The following is a 4,260-nucleotide window of genomic DNA, read 5'->3' on the forward strand; positions in this document are numbered from 1 at the left end:
AGACCAAGCTCGCCAATAGCCTGACGCTCCAGCTTGCCCATGCGCGCTTCGGCTTCAGACATGACGGGGCCGCTGGGGGCTGATTCGTTTACACGACGCCCAAACAGGCCATAGCTGTCCTGCCACGATCCAGGGCCAGCATTGCCGGCATTGGCGGCATTACCGGCTGCTTCGCGCGTATTGCGGCTGACCTTCATGTCCCATGTGGGACGGCCACCGGTCATGGCCTCGTTTTCCTGCGCAGCGCGGACTTCGCCTTCGGACATACCGGCATAGAAGTTCCATGCCTTGTTGTACTGGGCAGCGTGGCCTTGGCAGAAGTTGTAGAACAGGTTGATCTGCTCACGCGACTTGGGTGCCTTGGCCGTGGCCGGACGCGAACAATCCGCCCACTCGCACGGAATCTCTCCGGGCTTCAGACGCAGCACATCCTTGGCGGCCGCCTCCTCTTCAGGTTTGGGCGGCTTGACCCGGATATCGGTGAAACGGGGTTTGTATTCGAAAGAACCGGACATTGCAGCTAGTCTAGGCCTGATTTGTGTTGCTTCAAGGACTTGACCTATGACTGACGGCCCGGTTGCCCGAATTATCCGCCAAAAATTGGAATCCGCGTTATCTCCGCAACGTTTGGAGTTGGAAGATGACAGCGCACGCCATGCTGGCCACCATCATGAAGGCGGTATGGATGCGCAGCCCGGTGGCGAGAGCCACTTTAATCTGGTGATTGTTAGCGAGGCCTTTGAGGGCCAGTCGCGCGTGGCTCGCCAGCGTATGGTGCAAAAACTTCTGGCCGAAGAATTGGCGGGGCCGGTGCATGCGCTTTCGATCTCGGCACGGACGCCAGCAGAGGAAAAATAGTCCGTGTAACGCTGCAATTTCGTGATTCACGGTGTCTTAGCGACTTGGCCGTATTCTTGCCATGAAGACATCGCCGTGGGGCATGGGGGCACCATAATATGGTGGGTAGTGGCAGTATCGGACGTGGCCTTGACGGGGACACGCCGGGCTCGGCAGCGCAAGCGCTGAGTGCGATTCTGGAAACACAGTATCTGCGGTATCTGATCATCCTCAGCTGGGGGCTGGCCATGTGCGCGGCTGTCGGCTGGAAGATGGGACTGGGCTGGCTGGCTGTGACCTTGCTGGCTGGTTTTGTACGCGGCGCAGCCGAGCGCCGTGCCAGCCGTCGCGAGAAAGAAGACTGGGGCACTGTCTTTCCTGTTGTCGCCACACTGACCACAGCGGTTTGGGCGACCGCGCCTTTGTTGGCGTGGTTTTCGGGCAAGTCTTTCGGGCATGAAATGGCCGTGGCCCTGTTGGCCTCGGGTTATTTGCTGGTCTTTGCCCAGCTACGGAATTCTCCGCGTCAGGCTGTGCTGATTTCGTCGCCCTATGGTGCCGCAGCCGCAATCCTTGCCATCAGTCTATGGGGCAAACCAGAGTTCTGGGCCTTTTTGGCTATGGGGCCGCTGATGCTGGGCGGTTTGTTTGTTCTGGTTGTGATGACCATGCTGCGTGAGGAGCGCATCCATGCGTTTCAGGAACACCAGACCCATCTGATCGGTGAACTGGAAGCGGCTCGCGATAAGGCCGATGCGGCTAATACGGCCAAGTCGAACTTCCTGGGTGTGATCTCGCACGAACTGCGTACGCCGATGAATGGCGTATTGGGGGCTGCACAGCTTCTGAGCAGTTCGCGACTGGATCCCCAGCAGCGCGAAATGCTGTCGATCATCCGTAATTCGGGCGATAGCCTGCTGTCCTTGCTGAACGATATTCTGGACCTGACCAAGATCGAAGCCGGTAAGATGGCGTTCGAGGTCATCGATATCGACATGGAAAACCTGCATCAGCGACTGCTGTCGCCGTTCGAGGCACAGGCCAAGGCCAAGGGTTTGAAATTGATTCCGGAATTCACGGGGGATGTACCTGCCGTGGTGCGGGGTGATCCGCTGCGCGTGACCCAGATATTGTCCAACCTGTTGTCCAATGCGGTGAAGTTCACCGACAAGGGCGAGATTCGCTATGGCGTGCATGGCCGGCGTATTTCCGACCAGCGCGTGGCATTCGAGTTTTCGGTACACGATACAGGCGGCGGTATTTCCCAAGACGACATCCATCGTCTGTTCGAGCCGTTTACCCAGATCGACAATTCTTCAACGCGCCGCTTTGGGGGCACTGGACTGGGGCTGACCATCTCGCGCCGTCTGGCCAATATTATGCATGGCGATATCCATGTGGCATCGACCGTGGGGCAGGGTTCGACCTTTACCTTGGCCGTCGAGGCCGAGGTGGTGCGCTGGTCGCGCGAAGTCGAGACAGGGCCTGCCACAGCAAGCATCGAGGGCGTATCGGGCCTGAAGGTGCTGGTGGTAGAGGACCATCCGGTCAACCGTATGATCCTTGAAGCCTGGATGGGCAGTAACGGACACGATGCGACAACCGCCGAACACGGCGCCATGGCCGTAGAGATCGCCGCCACGCAAGCGTTTGATCTGATCGTGATGGATGTGAACATGCCGGTGATGGATGGTCTGGAGGCCACGCGCGGTATTCGTACAGGCAGCACGGTCAATGTGGACACGCCCATTATTGTGCTGTCGGCATCGGCCCGCGCGGAGGACCATCAGGCAGGATTTGCGGCAGGTGCCGATGCCTATCTGAACAAGCCGATCGATGTCAGACAACTGGCCCTGTTCATGAAGCAGGGGGCCTTGGGACGTACGGCGCTACAGTCTCTGACCTCTGCGTCCGACCTTGCCTATGTGGCAGCCTGACAGGGCGAATGAAACTTTAGCTCTATCAGATGCTTCCATTCGGCGGCTGAGGCGTTAGCCTGATCCCATGAGTATCAAACTGCCTGCCGCCGAAACCCTCACCCCGACCCTGCAAGCGATAGACGGACGCTTGGGGGCCGATGCTGTCGTCATCGGTAAGGCGATGGACATGCTGGGGGATTTTGCCGTCAATCTGACGGTCGCGGCGATCATCTTCATCGTCACACTGGTCGCGGCAAAGTGGGCCAGTTCGGCGACGCGCAAGATATTGTCGCGGACGCGATCGGTTCAGCGCGACCCAACGGTTCTGGGCTTCCTGGTCCAGATCGTTCGGGTGATCGTGATTTTGATCGGCATGATTGCTGTTCTGCAGCGACTGGGCGTGCAGACAACATCGATCATTGCGGTTCTGGGCGGTGCGTCTCTGGCCGTGGGTCTGGCCCTTCAGGGGACGCTGTCAAACGTGGCGGCAGGGGTCATGCTGCTGATTTTGCGGCCGTACCGCGTTGGCGATGTGATCGATCTGAATGGCGTGGTCGGTTCTGTCCAGAAGCTGACCCTGTTCACGACTGAAATGTCGAATGGTAATAATAACAAGATCATAGTCCCAAACTCTAAGGTTCTGGCAGATGTCATTGTGAACCTGAGCGGCCAGCGCACGCGCCGTGTCGAAGTGAAGTTCACCGTCGGATATGATGAAGATTTGAACCGTGTGCGCAAGGTTCTGGAAGATTGTGCCCAGGCCCATTTTCGCGTCCTTAAGGACCCTGAAGTCTGGACCGGCGTAACGGCTCTGCTGGACAGTTCGGTGCAGGTGACCCTGCATTGCTGGGTTCGTTCCGAAGACCATTTCCAGACAACGGCCGATCTGACCCAATCGGGTAAGGAGGCGCTGGATATGGCAGGGATCGAGATACCATTCCCTCATCAAGTGTCTCTAAACTACGGACAGGTAGGCGTATTGCGTACCGATTCCGAAACTGTTGCTCCCCAGAAAGACTGAGTGCTGTGCGCTACGATTTTGCATCCGATAACACCGCCGGCATGGCCCCATCGGCGCTAAGGGGTCTGGTTGAGGCCAATAGCGGATTCATGGCGGGCTATGGCGCGGACGAGCACAGCCGCAAGGCCGCCGATGAAATCCGTGCGCTTCTGGATGTAGATGCGGACATCCGGTTCATGTTTACCGGCACAGCAGCCAATTCGATTGCCCTGTCTATGCTGGCGAATCCGTACGAAGCGGTGCTGGCGCATAACACAGCGCATGTCTGCACCGATGAAACCGGCGCACCTGGCTTTTTCGGTCATGGTGTCGGGCTGATCGGCCTGCCGGGTTATTCGGGCAAGATTGATGACGAAAGCCTTTGTGCGGTTCTCGACGAGCCGGTTGTAGGTCACCGCCAGCCACCGGCTGCACTGACCCTGACCCAGGCCACCGAGTACGGTACGGTCTATTCGTTCGAGGAAATGGACCTGCTGATCCGGC

General features: G+C 58.3%; 5 protein-coding genes. 4 read left to right on the plus strand and 1 reads right to left on the minus strand.

The features are described 5' to 3' along the window. On the minus strand, positions 1–515 hold a 515-nt coding region (locus RSB01_RS13650; RefSeq protein ID WP_332625692.1), incomplete at its 3' end, for a molecular chaperone DnaJ. A gap of 46 nt (positions 516–561) precedes the next feature. Here RSB01_RS13650 and RSB01_RS13655 point away from each other — a divergent pair. The 4 genes from RSB01_RS13655 to RSB01_RS13670 all read left to right on the plus strand — a co-directional run. Next, entirely contained in the window at positions 562–858 is a 297-nt protein-coding gene (locus RSB01_RS13655; RefSeq protein WP_332591809.1) for a BolA family protein, read from the plus strand. Between the two features lie 98 nt (positions 859–956). Continuing rightward, positions 957–2,774 carry an ATP-binding protein gene (locus tag RSB01_RS13660; protein WP_332625693.1) on the plus strand — a complete coding sequence of 606 codons (1,818 nt, stop codon included), beginning with the start codon at positions 957–959 and terminating at the stop codon, positions 2,772–2,774. Positions 2,775–2,841: 67 nt separating this feature from the next. After that, positions 2,842–3,777 (plus strand): mechanosensitive ion channel domain-containing protein, encoded by a 936-nt coding sequence (locus RSB01_RS13665; RefSeq protein WP_332591249.1) that lies wholly within the window; start codon positions 2,842–2,844, stop codon positions 3,775–3,777. 5 nt (positions 3,778–3,782) lie between these two features. After that, a partial coding sequence (locus RSB01_RS13670) for a beta-eliminating lyase-related protein (RefSeq protein ID WP_332625694.1) occupies positions 3,783–4,260 on the plus strand: 478 nt, incomplete at its 3' end.

This window comes from Brevundimonas sp., assembly GCF_036659295.1.
In the GTDB taxonomy this organism is placed as follows: Bacteria; Pseudomonadota; Alphaproteobacteria; order Caulobacterales; family Caulobacteraceae; genus Brevundimonas.